Consider the following 20,354-nt stretch of genomic DNA (forward strand, 5'->3'; position numbering starts at 1 on the left):
GTGGTCGCCCACAGGCGGCCCTGCCCGTCGAACGCGAGGTTGAAGACCGGATCGTCCAGGCTCGCCCAGGGCAGGCCCGCCGCACCGCCTTCGTTGGACACGCGATAGATGTCACCGCGGTTGGCGCCGCCGGACACCAGGAAACCGCCGTCGGCCGTCTCCGCGATGGCCATCGGTCCGATGTTCCCGTGGCTCCCCACGATGCCCGTCACGAACGACTGCGCCGCGAAGGGCCGCAGCACCGTGTCGAACTCCGACACGCGGGTGAGCGGATCGGCGCTCGGGATGCCGGCCTCCGCCGCCGTGAACAGCGGGTTGGTGGAAGGCTCCGGCGCCGGGGTCGGGGCCACGCCGAAATTCGGCGGCGTGGTGCCCTGCACCGTGGGCAGGGCGCCGAGATTGACGCCGGATCCGTCCGGCACGGCGTTCACACCCGCGACGGGTGCCTCGCGATTGCCGGCGACGTCCGTCGACAGCGCGAGGAACTCGTACGTGTGGCCCTCCTCTCCCGTGAAGATGAGGCTGCCTTCGGCCGCCGAGACATCCCGTTGCCAGATCTTGAAGTCGCCGCCATCGGTGGCGAGGTACAGCGTGAGGTGGCCGAAGCCGGAACCGCCGGTATCGTCCTCCGCGGACCACTCCAGCGAATAGTTGTGGGTCGACCCGATGCGGTTGGCCGCAAGCGTGGTGACCGGCGCCTCGCCGTCGACGAGCTGCTCCAGCACGGTGGTGTCTTCCGGCGCCATGGTGTCGAACAGCACGCGCGCCTGCGCGGTGATGGTCGCACCCGTCTGCGCCGAGTCGGCCGCTTCGACCGTGTAGGTCACGAACCCGGCACCGCCGCCCATGGCGTCGTTGGGTTTCAGCAGCCCGCGGGTGGTGTCCTGCAGCAGTTCGCCGGTCAGCGGATCGATGGCCTGGATGAGCCAAGTGGCCGACGGCGTTTCCTGGTACAGGTCGATGCCCGCGCTCACGCGCAGGATGAAGCCGCGCGTGGCCGCGAAGTCGTACTCGCCCTGGAACAGCGAGCGGCCCTCGGGCACGTCGATGGTGATGTCGCCGACCGTGATGTCGCCCAGCTCGAAGGTGCGGGCATCGAGATCCGGGTCGAGCGCCGTGACGACGCGAACCTCGTTCACGTAGCTGGAGGCCGCCGAACTGTTGGCGAAGCTCACCGTGTAGGGCAGCGCCTGGCCGACCGGCAGCCAGCCTTCCGTGTCGTAGGTCTGCGGGCCGGTGATGGACGCCAGACGCCCGGTGCCACCGGCGTTGCCGGACAGGTAGCGCGAGAAATCGAGCGCAGCGAACTCGTTGCCGTCCACCGGCTCGGGACCGTTGATCTGGAATTCCAGCGGCAGGCCGTCGCCACGGTTCTCGAACGGCATCCACGGCACGTAGATGCGGAACGACTCGAAGTGCGTGTCCTGCGACAGCCCAGGTCGTAGTCCTCCAGTTCCGGAATCGCCGGCACCGGCACCTCGCCCTCGTAGCATTCGCTCTCGCGCGGATCCCAGTATTCGATCTCGGCCATCCTGTCCTGGTCGTGGCCGTACAGTTCGCGCACCTTCTCGAAGAAGCCCAGCAGGTCGCCGTCGCTGCGGATCTCCGTGCCGCCCGGTCCGAAGAGAATGCCGGACGCGATGATGCTCATCAGGCTCACGATGTGCTGCTGCGTGCGGATGGGCGGCACCTCGCCTTCGGGCCGAAGCAGTTCGGCCTCTTCCAGCGCTGCCAGATACAGGTCCACCCACTGATCCTCGCGTGCGGCGAGTGCGAGCAGCGACGCGGGCGCGTCGTCAGCCTCGAACAGTGCCGTGCGCAGGTCGCGCGCCTTCTGCGACTGGAACGCCACGTATTCGTCGCGCGTCATGCTCGTGGACGTCGCGTAGATGTGGAAGCGGAACGGGATGAACGGGATGATGCAGTCGTTCGGCACCGCCTCGTTCTCGTTGTACATCTTCACGAAGTCGATCTGGTTCATCGCCGCGCCCAGGCCCGGCGCCATCTCGTCCGCCTTGGCCTTGAGCGCCTCCCACCAGTCGGCGATGCCGCCGGGGCCGTTGGCGAGCTTGTCGTCGAGGTCGGGGAACTGTGCCGCCATGCGGGCGCGGAACTGGTCGAACGCCTGGTCGTGCAGCTCCTCCAGTCCGGGATACGTCTCCACGTTGAACGTGAAGCCGCCGAAACCGTCGGCCGCGAGGTCGTAGATGAAGCCCGACGCGGCGAGCTGGCCGATGGTGTTGGTGATGGCCTCCATCTGGACCCACGGCACCGATGCGTTCGCCGAGCCTGCGGCGCCTTCCGGCGTGCCGCGCACATTGGTGTAGAAGTTGAGGTACGGCAGGCCGTACACGATGGGGTTGATGTTGAGCTGCGGCACGCCCACCTCGAAGTACGTGTACGGCGTGTCGAGGTTGGAGATGCTCTGCAGCGCGACCGAGTAGGTCGCCTGATCGCCGGCGAGGATCACCCGCGGCCCGCCCAGACCGATGGTGACGTCCGGCTCGATGGCGCGTTCCACGAGGAACCGGTACGGCACCACGGCCGTGTCGCCGTTCGGATTGATGACCTTGAGGTCGTACAGCCCGTGGGGTGCGTCGGTGAAGTCGAACGTGGCGATGATCGTGGTGCTGTCCACCGACGTCCCACAGCAGCGGCTCGTATTCCGCGATGCCGGGCCGGACGAGCTTGACGATCGCGTTGTCCTGGAACTGCGCACCGCGGATCGTCGTGGTGACGTGCTTGCTGTCGCCGCCGGTATCCGTGTGGACCTCGGTGATGACCAGCGGCAGCAGCTCGGCCAGCAGGGTGACGGGGACGCCGTCGGCGTCCGCCTTGAAGTTGCGCACCAGGAGGTAGTAGGTGCCCGGCTCGGTGGACGGAATGATGGCCGTGAGGTCGCTCGACAGCGGGCCTTCGTAGGTCGCATCGAACAGCGCGGAGGTCGGGACGGCATCGTGCCGCACGAAGATCTCGTTGGCGCTCTGGTTGTCCGAGGCTTCCAGGGTGAGCCGCAGCGTCTGGTCGCGCGGCACCTTGATCTGGAAGAGCTTCTCCTGGCCGTCAGCCAGGGTGAGCGCGAGCGGCGTGCCGATCAGCAGCTCGTCGACGGCAACCTCGAGATCCTCCGGTGACGCGGTCCGGTTGTTCGCCTCGTCGACACCCTCGTGCACCTGATTGAAGATGTCCGTGCGCACGATCACGCGATAGCGCCCCGGCGCCGTGCCGGGCATCAGCGTGTCGAGCGACAGCGTGTACGACTCGCCCGAATTCAGGGTGCCGGAATACGTGCCCCGGCCCAGCGGACGGTCGTTGATGTCCCAGACCGAATCCTCCGACAGGAACAGTGAATCGGTCCACGTGCCGCTCGCCGCGACCGTGCTCTGGTTCGTGACGGTCCAGGACAGCGCCACGGGCTCGCCCGACGCGCCTGAGCGGGAACATTCACGTCCGTCACCGCCAGATCGGTGGGCGGCGGCAGTTCGATCACCATGGGCACGGCGGAGACGCGCTGGTTGTTGCGCTCGTTCTCGTCCTCGAACACGGCGCCGCGCGCGTCGTAGCGGTTGGGGTCGGTGACCACGAAGACGTAGTAGGCCTCGGTCGCGAGATCGGTCGGCACGGTGAACGTGCGTTCGATCTCGTAGGACGCCCCGGCCGCCAGGCCACCTTCGCGGCGGATCGACGCGATGAAGCGGTCCGCCCGGGTGTCGAGGAAGGCGTCGCGCGACAGGTAGACGAGGTCCTCCCACATCGACTGCTGGTACGGGGTGTCGCCACCCAGATTGGTGACCGTATAGGACAGGTCGAAACCCTGGCCGCGGATCGCGCGCAGCGGAACGCCCAGTTCGGTGACCTGCAGATCGGGCGCGACGAAAGGCGTGATCGTCACGGGCTTGGCGGTGACGTTGTTGCCCTCGCCCTGGAACTCGGCCACCTGGTCGCCGACCACGCGCAGCCCCTGGAACCGCGTGGAGATGTTGGAGGCGTTGTAGGGCGATCCGGCAACGTTCGCGTCGGTCATGGCGATGACGTTGAACGCGCCTTCGATGTCGAAGGGGATCGTGATGCGCACCGTCGCCGTGTACGACGCGTTCACGTCGAGCACGCCGTCGCGGTGGAACTCCGCGATCGCCGGCCGCGCCGGATGGGTCTCGTCCTTGAGCAGCGCGTCGTAGACGTCCAGCGAGGGGTCGAAGGACAGCACGATGCGGTCGGTCCAGCCCCTCTGCCGCGTCGCGCGGTTGCCCACGTTGGTCACGGTGAACGTGACGTCCACCGTGCTGCCGGCGGCGATGGTGGCCGGGACCTGCAGGTCGGTCACGCGCAGGTCGGGCTCGCGGTAGATCACCGGCAGTGCCGCCTGGCCCATGTTGTTGAGCGGGTTCTCGTACGCGCGGCTGTAGTAGAACTCGTATGGATCGCCCACGCGGAAGTTGCCGTCGCCGCTTTCCACCGTCCACGGCAGTATGCCCGGCAGGCCGACCGGATTGACGTTGGCGAAGACGTAGATGTAGTACTGCCCCTCGATCCCGGCCGGCAGCGTCACTTCGATGTCACGCGTGTAGCTCGCATGTCCGGCAAGGGAACCCGTGTTGGGCTGCTGCACCGAGGCGAGCAGCGTCACGCGATTCGGATCGGCAATGAACGTCGGGTCCTTGGACAGGTAGATCTTGTCCGTCCAGTACTGCGTCTGCCGCCAGATCGCCTGGTCCGAATCGTTGGTGACGGTATAGCGGATGACGGTCTTCTCGCCCGAGTAGGCCGAGGCTTCCGGCACGACCGTCGACACCTTGAGGTCCGGAATGCGGTCGGTGACGAGCGTGGACGTGTGGCCGAGGTTGTTGGCGGTGTTGAGCTCCGTGGGCCGCACCAGACCCGTGTCGAGCCGGACGTGCACGTACTGCCCCTTGGCGGAAGGCTCCAGCCAGATCGTCTGCGTGTTGGTGTAGGCCTCGTTCGGGTTGAGCGCCTTCACCGGCTGGAACTGGCCGAGGAAGAACTGCTTGGCACCCTGTGCATCCAGCACCGGGTTGTCCGACAGGTAGACGTTCTCGTACCAGCCGCCCGTGGCAGCGCCCTCTCCCACGTTCGCGATGGTCCACGACATGGTGTACTGCTCGCCGGCGAATTCCACCGGCTCGACGTTCACCGACTGCACCTCGAGATCCGGGTGCAGGATGATCGGGGGGATGCCGATCAGGTCGATCGCGCGGGCCTTGTAGTTGTTGTTGTTGACCTCGTGCGGATCGTCCGGATTGACGTTGATCGCCAGCGTGTCTTCCAGGATCTGCGCGTACGGATCGACCCACGGCGTGATGTAGTACGTGCCGGAGACGACGCTGTCGGGCAGGTTCACCGAGACGACGCGGTCGTAGCCCGCATTGCGGGCGAGCGAGCCGCCGTTGTACGCGAAGCTCGTGAGCAGCACGTCGCCCTGCCCCGGGTGCGGACGGTTCTTGTCCTTGGTGAGCCAGATCTGCTCGGTCCACTGGCCGATGTCGCTGGGGCCGCTGCCGAGGTTGGTGACGGTGTAGCGCACCTCGATCTGGTTGCCCTCGAACGCCTGTGCCGGAGCGACCACGTCGCTCACCACGATGTCCGCGAACGGCCAGGGATTCACGTAGATCGGCAGCCGCGCGATGTTGTTGCCGTCGTTGGGCCACTCGTCCACCGATCCGCCCTGGTCGGCGACCACGAGGGCGTACACCGTGCCGCGGAACCGCTTGGGCACCTGGAAGGTGCTCGTGAGGGACAGGTACTGCTCTCCCGGCTCCAGCGCCGCGCCGTTGGACAGGCTGCTCACCAGGATGTCGTCGGAGGTCACCTTGTCGTCGAGCGACAGGTAGACACGGTCGGTCCAGTTGGGCACGGTGGTCGCCACGGGGCCCTGGTTGATGACCACGAACTCGATCGATGCCGTGCCGCCGGCATCCACCACGTCCGGACCGGTCACCGAGAACACCTGCAGGTCGGGCCGCGGCAGCACCGTGACGGAGATCTGCGTATCGTCGGCGGACTGGTTGTTGTCCTCCCGCGTGTGCTCGTACACCGTGTTCTGCGAGTCCGTGCGCACGAGGATCTCGTAGCGCTCGCTCGTGTGCAGCGGGATCGTGACCTGCTCGCGCCGGGTGTAGGTCTTGCCCGCCTCGAGCGGGCCCTGGAACGTGTAGGTGCCGATGGCGGCGCCGGCCCCCGTCTCGCCGAACTTGCGCAGGTACACCGTGTCGGTCCACACCCCGTCGGCGTCGCCCAGCCCCTGGTTGAGGACGGTCCACGACACGTCGATGGCGGAGCCCTCGGCGGCGACCTCGGGAGTCACGATGGACGTCACCACGAGATCCGGCGGCGGCGTCAGCGACACGTGGAACACGCCCGACACGCGGGTGTTGTTGCCGGTGTATACGAATTCGAACGGACCGCCGGTTTCCACCACGATCGTGTAGTCGCCCTCAATGCCGTCGGGCAGCGTGACCGTGCCCGTGCGCGTGTACGTGCCATCGGGCGCGAGGAAGCCGATGTGGCTGAAGCTGCCGAGGAAGATGCGCTGGCTGCCGTCGGCGTTGGGGCTCAGATAGATGCGGTCGGCCCACTCGCTGCGGTCGGTGAGTCCGATGCCGGCGTTGCGCACCGTCCACTGCACGTCGAGGCTCTGGCCGCTGTAGGCGGTGCCCGCGGGCGCCGCCGCGTCGATGACGAGATCGGCGTACGGAATGAACATCACGTCGAAGGGCGCGGCATCGGCCGCCGCGTTGTTCGCTTCCAACCCGTTCTCGAAGACCTCGCCGTTCGCGTCCGCGCGGACGAACAGCGTGTAGCGGCCCTGGAACCGCGCGGGCAGCAGGAAGGTCTCGGTCCGCGTGTAGCTCGCGCCCACGGCAAGCGCGCCGTCGTGCGTGAACCGGGCAAGGACGACGTCGTCGCCATTGCCGGCGACGGCATCCGCGGAGGCCACGACCGCATCGGTCCACTGCGCGGTCCTGCCCGCGCCGTTGCCCTCGTTGGTGACCTTCCACGACACGGTGACGGGTATCGGATCGCCGATGTTGAGGTTCGGCGCTTCGACTTCGGACACCACGAGATCGGCGTACGGCGCGAGATCCACGGAGAAGGCCCGGTCGCCCGTGTTGTTGCCCTCGGCGTTGAGTTCCGTCACGGCGTTGCCCGCGTCGCTCACCACGACGAACCAGTAGTCGCCGGTGGCATCGATGGGGACCTCGAAGGACGTGGAGGCGGTGTACGACTCGCCCGTGCCGAGCGTGCGCGCGGCGGAAACGGAGCCCAGCAGCGTGTCGCCGCTGTTGTAGACGCGGTCGCGCGACAGATAGATGCGGTCGGTCCACGTGGCGGACAGCGGGCTCGAGCCGACATTGCGGACGTCCCACTCCGCCTGCATCACGGAGCCGGACTGCGCGGTATCCGCGGCCCTCACGGCCTGCACCGCGAGGTCGGGGTGGACGATGGCGAGCGTGCCGTCGGTGGCACGCTGGTTGTTGTTCTCGTAGGGCGTCTCGTAGATGCGCTGGGTGGCGTCGGTCACCACGAGGACGCGGTAGTTGCCGTCGCCCAGGTTGGGCAGGACGATCTGCGCGGAGGCCGAATAGCCCTCGCCCGCCGCCAGCGTGCGCGCGATGTCCACGCTCGCCACCTGCACTGCATCGGACAGACTGCCCGTGGGGGTGAGGTAGACCCTGTCGGCCCAGCTGCCGGAGATCTGCGCTTCGCCGAGGTTTCGCACCGACCAGGTGACGGTCCGCGTCTCGCCCGGCACGCCTCCGGCGGGCAGGAAGACCTCCGCCACCTGCAGATCTGCCACGGGGGCGGGCGCGAGCGCCATGGGCTGCAGACTGCGGCCCGTGTTGTTGCCCTCCAGCTCGCCCTCGAACACGGCGCCATCGGCATCCGTGCGCACCAGCACGTGGTACTGGCCCGTCATGTTGTTGGGTGCGAAGACGGTCGTCGTGAGCGTGTAGGAGCCGCCCGCTGCCACGGCGCCGGTGCGCAGTGCCTGGCCGAGTTGCAGGTCACCCGCGTCGAGCACGTCGTCCGCCGACAGGTACACGGTATCGCGCCACTGGGCGGCGTCCGTCGCCGCGTCCCCCGCGTTGCGCACGCGCCAGGCGAGCGTGATGGAATCGCCGCCCCGCGCACTGGCCGGCGCATCGACCACTTCCACCTGCAGGTCGGCCCGCGGCGCCGTGAGATCCACGGCGTGCGGCGTCGACGTGTTGTCGGCCCGGGTGTCGGGTTCCGCGACGGCCTGCAGCGCATCCGCCGTCACGGCCAGATAGAACACGCCATCCAGCCGCAGCGGCAGCGTGATCGTGGCGGAGGCGTCGTAGGTGCCGCCAGCGCTGAGCGCGGCTTCGCGCGCAATGGTCGCGAGCACGATATCGTCGGCGTCGCCGATCGTCGTGTCATCGCTCAGCACGATGCGGTCGACGAACCCGGTACCGGTGCCTACGCCGCCTTCGTTGGCGACGCTCCATTCGATGAGGGCGGTCTGTCCGCCGCGCGCCGTGTCGGGCGCGGAGAACGAGGTGACGACCAGATCGGCATAGAGCTTTTCGGCGGCCGTGAACACGAAGGCGGCCGAGTTGTTGTTCTCGGCAGAAGCGCCGCCGGCCGTGAGTTCGATCAGGGCACCGGTTCCGGACGCGTTCTGGTCGGCGAAGACGGTGATCTCGATGCGACCCGTGCCGCGCAGCCCGTCGGGCAGGCGCAGGGAGAAACTGCGCTCGACCGAGCCGCCGGGGGCGACCGGACCATTGCCTGCCAGCGCCGGATCGTAGAACGAGGCGCCGTTGAACAGCGTTTCGCCCGTGTCCAGATTGCGCACCTGGATGCGGTCGTTCCATCCGGAAGGAGTGGTCGCGATACCGCCGTTGACGTCTTCCCAGCGCACGGTGATGTTGTCGCCCGCCTGCACGGCGGCCTGGTCGATGCGCACGTTGCGGACCGTGAGATCCGGTGTCGACGCCACGGTGACGCGTTGCAGGTTGTTGGCCTCGGCGTCGTCCTGGGCGTTGCTTTCGAAGACCTGGCCCGATACGTCCGTGGTGACGGCGAAATCGATCTGGCCGCTGCCGGCGGTGCCTTGCGGCCACGTGAAGGTGAAGCTCCGCGTGCGCGTGCCACCCGCCGCCAGGGCACCCTCGACTTCCGCGCTGTGCGTCTGCGACGCATTGACGATGGTCTGGCCGGTGCTGAGGTTGCGCACCAGGATGCCGTCGCTCCAGGGCGCGGCGGCCGCGGCATCGCCCGCGTTGTTCACCGTCCAGGAGACCGTGACGCTCTGGCCTGCCGCCCAGCCGCTCGGTGGCGAGATGGCAAGCCCCGTCACGCGAAGATCGGGATAGGGCGATGGGAGCGAGACGAGGCTCACGGCCGTCGTGTTGTTGAGTTCGGCGAGCGCGCCCGCGACCTCGGTGACCACGTTCGAGACGTCGGTGGTGACCTCGAAGCGCAGGTTGCCCACGCCCTGGTTGCCTGCGGGCAGCGTGAACGTGGCCTGGCGCGCCCGGCGTTCGCCGGGCAGCAGCGGATCATCCGCGGCCTCGCCCAGATCGGTGTAATCCACCAGCACGTTGCGGATCAGTTCGCCGCGGTCGACGTTGCGCACCAGCACGCGGTCCAGCCACGGCGCGGTGGCAGGTTCGGAGCCGTCGTTGACGACTTCCCACGTCACCGTGACCGTGCCGCCCGCGCGCACTTCACCCCCTGCCGGCGTGATCACGACGTTCCGCACCGTGAGATCGGCCCCCGGCTGCGCGCCGATGCCGGAGATCATGATGCGTTCCTGCTCGGGCACCGGCTGCACGTTGAACCCGTACGTGGCGGTCGCACTGGTGGCGAGGTAGTAGCGGCCTTCCACCAGCAGCGTGTACGTGCCGTCGTAGGGCAGCGTCGTCACGTCGACGTCGTTGCTCGGCATGTACGTCGGACCCCACACCGTGCGGCCCCACGGGTCCAGCAGGCGCCAGTACGTGTCGCCGCCGCTGTTGCTCTGCCGGTCGAAGAAGAACCGGTCGCCCGCGTCGGCGTCGAAGCGATAAATGGACGTCGCGGAGGCCGGGTTGAGCGTGCCCGACACGAGCGTGCCCGGATCGATGTCCACGGCCGTCGACAGATCGAGCAGTCGGATGGCGTAGTCGGCGACAGCATCGTTCAGGCCGTCCACCGACAGTGTGTACTCGCCGGGCGGCAGATCGCGGATCGTGAGCCCGTCGTAGGAATCGAACTGGTACGAGCGGACGTCCGTGAACTCGGCCCCGCGCGGCCCCGTGAGCGAGAAGCGCACGTTGGTATTGGGCGTCTGCACGTCGACGTAGATGCGCTTGGCCTCCGTCAGCGTGAACGTGTAGCGGTCCGTCTCACCGGGCGCCGAAAGGGAACCGGCGGCGATCTCGCCCAGCACCATGGGCTGAGTGTCTGCAGTGACCGGTACCACGCGGAAACCGTAGGAGGCCGTGCCGCCGACGTAATAGCGGCCCTCGACGACGATCGTCCACGCGCCGTCGTACGGCAGCGTCTGGACGTCGACGTCGTTGTTGATGTGCGTCGGACCCCAATACGTGCGGCCCCACGGATCCAGCAGACGCCAGTACGTGTCGCCTCCGCTCGACGCGGTCCGGTCGAAGTAGAACTGTTCGCCGGCGGCCGCATCGAACCGGTAGAAGTGGGACGAGTTGGCCGGGTCGAGGGTGCCCGCGATGGTGGCTCCGCGCTCGATCGGTGTGGCGGTCGAAAGATCGACGAGACGGAACGAATACGTGGATGTTCCTTCGGCGCTGTCGTCCACGACGATGCGGTAGGTCCCGGCCGCGAGATCGAGAATGGTGGTGCCGTCGTAGGAATCGGTGCCGTAGAAGTACCGCTGGGACACGATCGTGCCGTTGGGCCCGACGAGGCTCCAGCGCGTGTTGGTGCTCTGCGTGCGGCTGTCCAGGTAGAGCCGCGTGGTGCCTTCGAGCGTGAAGCTGTGGATGTCGGTCTGGCCGGCGTGATCGATGGCGCCGGTCACGACGTCCCCGACGTTGAATTCCGTTTCCTGGTCCTGCACCTTCGTCAGGCGGAAACTGTAGCTCGCCGTGCCGCCCACGTAATAGCGGCCTTCCACCAGCATCGTGTAGGTGCCGTCGAGGGCCAGACGGGTGACGTCCACGTCGTTGCTGGCTCTCTCCCACACGATCCGGCCGAGCGGGTCCACCAGCCGCCAGTACGTGTCGCCCCCGCTGCGGGTGATGCGGTCGAAGTAGACGAGATCCCCCGCGTCCGCCTCGAAGCGGTAGAGCTCGGTTTCGTTCGCGGGCTGCAGCGTGCCCTCCACCAGCGCTCCGGAGACGATCTCCGTGGCGGTGCCCAGGTCCAGCACGCGGAAACTGTAGGCCGCCGCGGCGCCGGTGATCTGCAGCACGTAGGTACCGGCGGGCGCACTGACGACGGGATTCGCCTCGTAGGAATCCGCGTTGCTCAGCGTGCGTCCCGACACCAGCGTTCCCTGCGGTCCGGTGAGACTCCAGCGGACGTTGTCCAGGTTCACCAGCGAATCGAAGGCGAGCAGCGCGGGCGCGTCGAGGGTGAACGTGTAGCGGTCGATCTCGTTGGCTGCGCCGAGATTGGAAGACACGGTCTGGCCGAGCGCGAGCGCGGGAATCGGATCCGCCGTGCCGGCCGTCGTGGCGATCTCGATGTTGTCGAAGTCGTGGTTGGCCCTTTCTCCACCGTTGTAGGCCGACAGGCCCAGCCGGGCGTCCTTGAGTTCGAGGCCGCTCACGAAGTAGTTCGCGATCGGCGTCACGTCCTCGCCGCCCGCGGGGGTCAGCACGACCGTGACCGACGTTCCACCGCTCACGCGGGTGAGGATCACCCGGGCGTGGTTGAACTGCCCGTTGGCGAGGTCGAAGCCGGGGTTGCCGAACTCCGCCAGTTCCACGCCGTTGTAGTGCAGGGAGAGGTGATTGTTGTTCACCTCACCGTTGTTGTAGATGTCGAAGGACAGGCCGAAGGCGTCGGCCAGGTTGGCTTCCGGCCCGAGCCCCGGCAGCGCACCGCCGTTGCCCCAGGTGTCGGCGCCCGCCCACACGAGGCTGAAGCCGTCCGCCCGTCCATACACAGGCTGCATGCGGAAATCGAGATCGATCTGGACGCTGCCGTGCGGACCGGCGTCCGTGGTCGCGAAGCTGATCGTGTTGCTCGTGTAGTACGAGCCACCGGGCACCAGGCGCAGGTAGCGGCCCGTGGGACCGTCTTCCTCGATGGTGGGGGCGCCGCCGTATTCGTTCACCAGCGTGTAGGGGAGGCCGATGCCGTCGAAATCCTGACCCGTGAGCCCGCTCGGATTGGCCTGTCCTGCATCGACCACGGCGAACTCGTAGTCCACCGCCGCCGTCTCGTTGTACCGGCCCTCGATCAGCAGGTAGTAGTGGCCCCCGAACGGCAGCGTGTAGTCACCCGTGTCGGCGAAGTTCGACGGGCCGAAGACGACACCGCCGAACGGATTGACGAGCCGCCAGTAAGCGGAGTCGCGGCTCTCCGAGATCATGTCGAAGCGCACGCGGTCGCGCGCGGACGCTTCGAACACGTAGACCTGCGTGGCGCTGCCCGGATCGAGGGTGCCTTCCCGGGACTCGCCCACCTGGATTTCCGTGGCCGACGAAAGATCGAGCAGCGCGAACGCGTAGTCGCCCACACCGTCGGATGCGGACTCGACCGTGAGCCGGTAGTCGCCCGCAGCCAGGGCCAGCACGGGACTGGCGCCGAAGTCGGCGGAATCGGACCCGTTGAACGAGCGCGCGGAGACCACGAGGCCTTGCGGGCCGTCCAGCGTCCACAGCAGATCGGACCGGTTGACGCGCGGATCGAACAGGAACTGCCCCGCGCCGTCCAGGGTGAACGTGTAGACGTTCCTGTCGCCGGCCTCCGCGAGCGTGCCGCCGGTCTCGGTGTCGAACGCAAGCTCGGTCTCGGTCACCGTGGGCCGGCCGATGCGGAAGGCGTAGTTCGCGTCGCCCCCGGTGTAGTAGCGGCCTTCCACCAGCAGCGTGTACGTGCCTTCCGCCAGGGCGGCCGGTTCGACATCGCCGAACTGCGAGGGTCCCCACACCGTGCGCCCGGCCGGGTCCAGCAGGCGCCAGTAGACGTCTCCGCCGGCTCCGCCGATGGCATTGAAGTACAGCGTGTCTCCGTCCTCGGCCTCGAACTGGTAGGCGTCGGTCTCGGTGGACGGCTCGAGCCGCGCCTCGACGGTTTCACCGATCATCACCGTCTGCGCCTGCGCCAGGGGCAACAGCCGGAAGGCGTAGTTGCCGGTGACGTCGTTGGTGCCCTCCACCGTCAGCGTGTAGTCGCCCGCGACGAGATCGAAGATCGCCGTTCCGTCGTAGGAATCGGAGCTGTAGAAGGTGCGTCCGCTCGTCTCCGTTCCCCGGGGACCGGTCAGGCTCCAGCGGAGATTGCTCACCTCCCACAGCGAATCGAAATACAGCCGCGTGGCGGAATCCAGCGTGAAGGTGTGCAGCGTGCGATAGCCGGGCAACTCGATGCGGCCCTTGACGATGCCGAAGGTGAGGTCCTGCACCGTCGCGTCCCGGCCATGGCCGGACGTGTCGGCGATCACGTGGCCGCCCGCTTCGTCGAACTGCCACTCGCCGATGAGGCCCGCCGGCGCCGGTTGCGTCAGGGCATTCATGGACTCCGCGATCTGCTGCGTCGTACGTGCGACGTTCCACACGCGCATGTCGTCGACGGCGCCGCGCAGATGCGAATACCCGGTGCTGCCTTCCGTCGTCGTGCCCAGATAGAGCGGCGACTCCGACGGCCAGCCGATCGTCAGGACGCTGCTCGTCTGCTGCGCCCGGTCGGTGCCGTCCACCACGATGCGCATGGTCTGGGCTTCGCGATCGACAACTGCGGCCACGTGGTACCACTGTCCGGTCTGGATCGTGCCGCCGGCCGTGTTCACGGCCGTCTCGTTCACGCCGTTGCCCATGGACATGTACAGCATGCCGTTGCTGTGCAGCCACAGCGAGAACGTGCGCTTCCGGTAATCGCCGTCCTCTCCCTGGAAGAAGATCGGCGTCCAGGTGTTGTCGATGCCGTCGACCCGCAGCCACGTTTCCCAGGTGGCCGAGCCTGCCAGGGAGGCGCCGCTGTCGTACGGGACCTCCACATAGTGCAGACCGTCCAGCACCAGCGCGCTGCCGTCCTCGCGTTCCGTCCAGCTCGTGCTCATGTTCGAGCTCTCGCCGGGAACCATGGGCCGCTCGGTGTTCACCGTGCGCACGAAGCGGAAGCTGTAGTTGCCGTTGCCCGGGCTGGGGCCGCCTTCCACCAGCATCGTGTACCAGCCCGTGGCGGAGAAGTGCATCCGGCCGGCGTCGCCGCCGATGTAGTTGGCCCCGGAGACGACGCGGCCGAACGGATCCAGCAGGCGCCAGTACGTATTGCCCGGGTTCCCGTTCAGCGAGTCGAAGTAGGCGTTGTCGCCGTCCGTCGCTTCGAAGCGGTAGATGTGGGTGCCCGAGGTCGGGTCCAGCAGCCCCGTCACCGTTTCGTCGAACTGGAATTCCGTCGCCTGCCCGACATCCAGCAGGCGGATCGAGAACTCTCCGGTCGTGTCGGCACTGCCGTCGACGGTGAGCGTGTAGTCGCCCGCGATCAGATCGAGAATGCTGCTGCCCGCGTAGGAATCGGTCTGGTCGAACGGACGCGAGCTCACGAGCGTGCCCTGCGGCCCGGCGAGGGTCCAGCGCATCGCGTTCTGCCCGGTGAGCGCGTCCACGTAGATGCGTCGCGTGTCGTCGAGCGAGAACGTATAGGTGCGCTTCTGTCCGGCGTGGTCGAGACTGCCGTCGAGCTGCTCGCCCACCGCGATCTCGCCGGCGGCGTCGTCCACGTGATTGAGGGCGAACCGGTAGATGGACGGCGAATCGTGATAGATGCGGCCTTCCAGGGCGATGAGGTACTTGCCGCTGAATTGCGCCGTGAAGACGTCGATGTCGTTGAACCACTGCGGCCCGGAGACGAGATTGCCGACGGGATCGAAGAGCCTGACCGTGAAGTTGTCTCCGGCCAGGATCTGGCGGTCGAAGTAGAACCGCTCGCCGGCCTGCGCCTCGAACCGGTACAGCTTCGTCTCGACGGCAGGGAAGTTGGTGAGGTACCCGTCGTTGAAGTTGAACGACCCGTCGGCCACGAAAGCATCGTAGTCCGGCTCGTCCATGCCCCAGCGGCCGATCAGCCCCTCGTGCGAACCGACGATGGCGGCGCGATAGTGGGTGGCGATGTCCTCGGCACTGCGCGCCACATTCCACAGCCGCACCTCGTCCAGCATGCCGCGCCAGGGATACCCGCCTGCGCCCTGCCCCAGCAGCAGCGGCTGGGTGGTGTGGTTGATGGTTCCGGCGTAGGCCCGGCTGGCAACCTCCTCGCCATTCACGTACAACCGCAACGTCGCACCGTCGTAGGTCCCCGCGACGTGCGTCCAGGTGTCCACCGCCAGCGGCGTGGAGATCTCGACGTTGTTGTAGTTGTTGATGAAGAAGTGCAACCGGCCATCGGGGTAGATGGCGAGCCCGTAGCCGTCGTTCCAGCTGCTGTTCGACGACTTCATCGCCACGGCATCCCAGGTGGACGCGGCGGCCCCACGGTTGACCCAGGCCTCGAGAGTCAGCTGCTGCGGACGCAGGGAGGCGTCGTCGGGGATCGTCACGTACCGGTTCCACGTGCGGAAGTCCAGCGCGCCCCCGGCGTCGGCCGGGTCGTCCATGGGCACGGTGGAGGGCAGACGCACCTCGGGTACGCCGATGGCGGCATCGCCGAGTACGCCGTCGATGACCTCCAGGACCTGGATGTCGGATGCGGTGCCGGCATCGAGCAACCGGAAGGCGTAAGCGCCGACGAAGTCCCCCGAGCCGTCGATGGTGAGCGTGTAGCTTCCCGAAGCCAGTTCCAGGAGCGGATTGCCGCCCACTTCCCACGAATCCGATCCGGTAAGCGATCGGCCGGAGACGAGCACCCCGCGCGGACCCGTGAGGGACCACAGGACGCTCGGCTGCTCATTGAGCGCGTCGAACAGCGCGGTGGTGGCCTGCGCCACGTCGAAGTGGTAGATGACACGTTGACCGGCGTGTTCGATGGTCCCCAGCGCCGTGTCGCCCATGCCATAGCCGACTTCGACATCCTCGATGCCCTGGACCTTGAAGGTGTAGGTCGACGGAGTGGTCGTGTTGTTGATCCGGCCTTCCAGCGCCAGCGTGTACGTGCCGTCGTAGGCAAGCGTCAGCTCGCCGCCGTCGGTGTTGAAGTTGCTCGAACCGAAGACGGCGCGGCCCCACGGATCGAGCAGGCGCCAGCGGATGTCGCCGGAACGCGTGACGTAGTCGAGATAGATGCGGTCGCCGCTCTCCGCCTCGAAGCGGTAGAGCGCCGTGGCGTTCGATGCATCGAGGGTGCCCTCGATCTGGGCACCAAGGATCAGCTCGGTGGCGTCGTCGAGATCGGCGAGCCTGAAGCGGAACGCTCCGGCGGCGTCCCCACTGCCGTCGATGGTGAGCCGGTAGGTGCCTTCCCGGAGTTCCATCACCGACAGGCCGTCGACGCTGTCGCTGGAGGTGAAGGACCGGTCGAGCACCACCGAACCGCGCGGACCCGTGAGACTCCAATGGACCGAGCTGTTGTTGGTCAGGGCATCGAAATAGACGAGCGAGGTGCCAGCCACATCGAAGGTGTAGGTGACCTGATCTCCCGCCTGCGCGATCTCGCCGTCGACGACCTCGCCCAGAGAAATCGCCGATTCGCTCGCGTCCGCGGCCTCCTGCAGGACGAACGAGTAGCTCACGGAACTGTAGTACTGGGTCGTCCAGACGCGCGGTTCCGCCAGCAGGGTGTATGTCCCGGCCACGTCGAGCTGGAACACGTCCACATCGGAGAAATTCACGGGACCGAAGACCTGCCGGCCCCAGGGATCGAACAACCGCCAGCTGAGCCAGCTGGTGTTCGAATGGGACAGGCTGCGCATGTCCAGGAAATACCGTCCGCCCTCTTCCGGAACGTCGAAGCGGTAGACGTCGCTCTCGTTGGCCGGGTTGAAGTCGGCACTCTTCACTTCACCGGGCAGGATCTCGGTGGCGTCCGCAAGATCCAGCAGACGGAAGGCGTACGCGCCCGTGGTGCTTCCGGTCGCGCTGATCTGGATCTGGTAGGTGCCTGCCATCACCAGCGGAACGACGGGATTGGGACTGCCCAGCTCGTAGGATTCCGAGTTGTACAGCGACCGCGCGTCGACTTCCTGGCCGCGCGCGCTCAGCAGACGCCAGCGGAAGCTCGAATTGTTGTTCGGGGCAAGGCTGTCCATCACGACGAGCGCAGGCGCGTCGATCGTGAAGACATACGAATCCACTTCGCCGGCGGCCGAAAGGGTTCCGTCCACGCGGTTGCCCAGCGACATCTCGGTGCCGGTGAATTCCGCCACCGGCGTGTTGCCGAGGCTCGTGACGGCGAACGTGTAGCTGCTGACCGTGCCCGCGCCCACCGTGCCCTCCAGGAGCAGCGTGTAGGTGCCTTCGATCAGCGCGGTGACGTTCGCGACGTTCTGGAACGACGTGGGTCCGAACACCGTGCGGCCCGTGGGATCCAGCAGACGCCAGTAGGGTGTGCTGCCCGAGAGCGTCTTGCGGTCGAACGTGAACTGGTCCCCCGAAGCAGCCTCGAAGCGGTAGGCGACCGTCGTGTTGGCCGGGTCCAGCGTCCCTTCCACGTCCACATCCTTGGCGAGTTCCTGAGCCCCGGCGAGATCCAGCAGCCGGAAGGCGAATTCGCCCGTGGTGTCGCCTGCCCCGTCGACGGTCAGCACGTAGCTGCCCGCCGCCAGATCGAGCAGCGGGTTGCCCGCGCTGGCATCGGACTGGGACATTGCCCGTCCGGACACCTCCACACCGCGGGGACCGGAAAGCGACCAGTACAAGTTCGAGTTGTTGGTGAGCGAGTCGAACAGCAGCCGTGCCGGGTCGGCAAGATCGAAGGTGAAGCGGACACGTTCGCCGGGCGACGCGATGGCGCTCTCGGCACGCTCGCCCACGGCAAGCTCGGCTTCGGCATCCTCCGCCGCATGCACGGCGATCTCGTAGGCGGCCGAGCCCGTGTTCGTGACGCGGCCCTCGATCGCGACGAGGTAGTCGCCGGTGAACTGCGCCGTGAACACATCCACGTCGCCGATTTCCGCCGGTCCGGAGATGAGGGCGCCGAACGGGTCGAACAGACGCAAGGTGAGGTTCGCCCCAGACTTGCTCACGAGGTCGAAGTAGAGGCGCTCGCCCGCCGTCGCGGCAAAGCGGTACAGGTGCGTCTCGCGCGCCGGCACATTGGTGATGCTCGCGGTGATCCCGTTGCCCGAGGCGTCCGCGTACTCCGTGCCGGTGGCCTCGTCGAAGTGCCACGCTGCTGCGAGACCGGTCGTGGTCTCGGGCATTGCCGCGCGATAGTGGGCGGCAATCTGCTCCGCCGTGCGCGCGACGGTCCAGACCCGGACCTCGTCGAGGTTGCCGACGAAGTCCTGTTCCGTACCCTGCCGGCTGCCGACACGCAGCTCTTCCTGGCTCGGCGAGGTGTCGCCGATCGCGCCCGATCCTTGGTGGGTGTGGACGAGCTCACCGTTCGCGTACGTGTCGACGCGGGCGTTGTCGTAGACCACGGCGATGTGCGTCCACTCGTTCAACGCCGCGACATAACCCGTGTTGACCCAGTTCCACCCGGGACTGCCGTTGGCGAAGGCCCAGGCGATGCTGCCGTCGGCGAAGCGCGCGATCTCGTACTCGCCCTCGCGATTGACGATGATGCCGCCGTAGGTACCGTCCGTTCCGTTCCCGGTCGGACGGATCCATGCCTCCACCGTGAGCTGGTTGGTGGCCTCGAGGGCCGGGGCCGTGCCCGCCGTGACGTAGGTCGTGCCACCGTCCACCAGGAGCGAACGGTTCGTGGCCGGATCGACGCCATCGAGGGGGGCACCCGCCGTCGAATGCATCCTGGCCGCGGTCTGCCCGACATCGCCGACGATGCCGGAGACCGGCACGCCGCGCTGGAGCTGACCGCCGTCGGTGAGATCGAGGAGGCTGAAGGCGTAGTCGCCGACGGCATCGTCCACGCCGTCGATCACCAGCGTGTAGTCGCCGGAACCGAGAGCGAGCGCCGTGTTGGTGTTCCACGCATTGGCGTCGGACTGATGGAGTCCCCTGGCACCGACCACCGTGCCGCGCGGCCCGATCAGCGACCACTGCACGTCCGAGCGGTTCACGAGCGAATCGAACAAGACCGTCCGCTCGGAGTCGAGCGTGAACGTGTGCAGGACGCGGGCACCCGCCGAGGCCAGTGTTCCCATCACCGTGGCGCCGACTTCGACCGGAACCGTCGTCTCGACGACGGGCACGACGTTGAAGCGGTAGTCCATCGGGGTGCCGTTGGACACCCGCCCTTCGATGAGCAGCGTGTAGGCGCCGTCGTACTGCATCAGGGTCTCGCCCACGTCCCCGCCCATTGAGGTGGGGCCCCAGACGTTGCGGCCGAAAGGATCCAGAAGGCGCCAGTACGCGCCGGATTCGACACCGAGCGTGCGATCGAAATAGAACTTCGAGCCTGCGACGACGCTGAACTGGTACGCGTCCGTTTCGCGGCCCGGTTCGAGCCGGCCTTCCTGAGGTGTTCCCGGGGTGATCTCGTCGGCCTGCCCGAGGTCCAGCAGACGGAAGCTGTACGCGCCCGTGTTGTCGCCCGCGCCATCCACCGTGAGGGTGTAGTCGCCGGGCATCAGGTCGAACGCGACGGTCCCGCTCTGATTCACCGAATCGCTCTGGTCGAAGCGGCGGTCGGTGACGAGCGCGCCCTCCGGTCCCGTGAGGGACCAGCGCTTGTTGCTGTCCTGCGTCAGGGAATCGAACACCACGCGCGTGGCGTTCTCCAGGACGAAGCCGTAGCGGTCCACTTCGCCCGGAACGTCGAGGGAACCCTCGATGGTCGGAACCAGGGAATCGGCCGACAGGAGCACGCGCGGCTCGAGGGCCTCGATGAGCGGCCGCCGGCGGAAGGGCGGCAGAGGGCCGCGCACGAGACTCGCAAGACGGGCCGGCAGGCCCTGGCGCAGGCGGCGCGCCTTGCGCAGCGAGATGTCCATCACCTTCTTTGCACGGCGTGCAACAACGGCTGCCTGGTCGTACATGGGTCACCTCTCAAAGTGCCCTGCACGCCCCCCGATTGCGGGAAGTTTCCTCAGTCTCCGGTGGCGGCCTCGCGTCTTGGCGGCGGGCTCGCTCGATTCTGTTGCTCGGATCGACCTGGACGCTCGCGCCGGTCCGGATACGGAC

The 20,354-nt window shown here is 67.4% G+C and carries 6 protein-coding genes; 4 read left to right on the forward strand and 2 right to left on the reverse strand.

The window, feature by feature from the left end; translation table 11 throughout:
* Positions 1 to 201 precede the first annotated feature (201 nt).
* From IPK20_22535 to IPK20_22545, 3 genes are all read left to right on the forward strand, one after another.
* Entirely contained in the window at positions 202 to 651 is a 450-nt protein-coding gene (locus IPK20_22535) for a hypothetical protein (GenBank protein ID MBK8019181.1), read from the forward strand.
* Positions 652 to 666: 15 nt separating this feature from the next.
* The gene (locus tag IPK20_22540) at positions 667 to 822 is read left to right on the forward strand and encodes a hypothetical protein (GenBank protein ID MBK8019182.1); all 156 of its coding nucleotides are present in this window, start codon (positions 667 to 669) and stop codon (positions 820 to 822) included.
* 99 nt (positions 823 to 921) lie between these two features.
* A complete protein-coding gene (locus tag IPK20_22545; GenBank protein MBK8019183.1) occupies positions 922 to 1,143 on the forward strand; it encodes a hypothetical protein in 222 nt (73 codons plus the stop codon).
* 28 nt (positions 1,144 to 1,171) lie between these two features.
* Here the strand turns inward: IPK20_22545 and IPK20_22550 are convergent, their stop codons facing one another.
* Positions 1,172 to 2,638 carry a hypothetical protein gene (locus IPK20_22550; protein ID MBK8019184.1) on the reverse strand — a complete coding sequence of 489 codons (1,467 nt, stop codon included), beginning with the start codon at positions 2,636 to 2,638 and terminating at the stop codon, positions 1,172 to 1,174.
* Here IPK20_22550 and IPK20_22555 point away from each other — a divergent pair.
* Entirely contained in the window at positions 2,613 to 3,134 is a 522-nt protein-coding gene (locus IPK20_22555) for a hypothetical protein (GenBank protein MBK8019185.1), read from the forward strand. The two genes, IPK20_22550 and IPK20_22555, sit on opposite strands and share 26 nt — an antisense overlap.
* A gap of 137 nt (positions 3,135 to 3,271) precedes the next feature.
* On the opposite strand, the gene IPK20_22560 is transcribed toward IPK20_22555, so the two are convergent.
* The gene (locus IPK20_22560) at positions 3,272 to 20,209 is read right to left on the reverse strand and encodes an LEPR-XLL domain-containing protein (protein MBK8019186.1); all 16,938 of its coding nucleotides are present in this window, start codon (positions 20,207 to 20,209) and stop codon (positions 3,272 to 3,274) included.
* Positions 20,210 to 20,354: the final 145 nt, after the last annotated feature.

The sequence above is a fragment of the Betaproteobacteria bacterium genome (assembly GCA_016713305.1).
In the GTDB taxonomy this organism is placed as follows: Bacteria; Pseudomonadota; Gammaproteobacteria; order Burkholderiales.

Bases quoted from the DNA above. Each gene is read 5' to 3' on its own strand.
- IPK20_22535 (MBK8019181.1), top strand. From the start codon at position 202: ATGCCCGTCACGAACGACTGCGCCGCGAAGGGCCGCAGCACCGTGTCG.
- IPK20_22540 (MBK8019182.1), top strand. From the start codon at position 667: ATGCGGTTGGCCGCAAGCGTGGTGACCGGCGCCTCGCCGTCGACGAGC.
- IPK20_22545 (MBK8019183.1), top strand. From the start codon at position 922: ATGAGCCAAGTGGCCGACGGCGTTTCCTGGTACAGGTCGATGCCCGCG.
- IPK20_22560 (MBK8019186.1), bottom strand. From the start codon at position 20,209: ATGTACGACCAGGCAGCCGTTGTTGCACGCCGTGCAAAGAAGGTGATG.